General features: G+C 59.6%; 1 protein-coding gene. It reads right to left on the bottom strand.

The annotated features are described in order from the left end of the window. Positions 1–32 precede the first annotated feature (32 nt). Positions 33–396 (bottom strand): transposase (locus GHN86_RS23105; RefSeq protein ID WP_153387396.1); only part of this gene is annotated, 364 nt, incomplete at its 5' end.

The following is a 396-nucleotide window of genomic DNA, read 5'->3' on the forward strand; positions in this document are numbered from 1 at the left end:
CCGCGATAACCTCGCAGCGGCCATTTCCCACATTACAGGCGCACCTCTCCCGCATTCGTCAGCAAATATCGGCGTGCCATCCACAGGTTCGACAGCGCGAACAGCGTCACCAGTTGCGCCGTGTTCTTCGCCAGACCACGGAAGCGCACCTTCACATAACCGAACTGGCGCTTGATCACCCGGAACGGATGCTCGACCTTGGCTCGTACCTGAGCCTTGGCCTTCTCAATCTTGCGCGCGGCTTTGTACAAAGCACTGCGCTTATCAAGCTTCTTGTAAGTACTACGGCGGGCGGCGATCTGCCAGATGACCTCCCGGCCTTCATGTTCAGGGCGTTTCTCGACGCCGGTGTAACCCGCGTCGGCACCGACCATGTTCTCATCGCCGTGCAGCCTG

Source organism: Pseudomonas helleri, assembly GCF_009600315.1.
Classification (GTDB): Bacteria; Pseudomonadota; Gammaproteobacteria; order Pseudomonadales; family Pseudomonadaceae; genus Aquipseudomonas; species Aquipseudomonas helleri_A.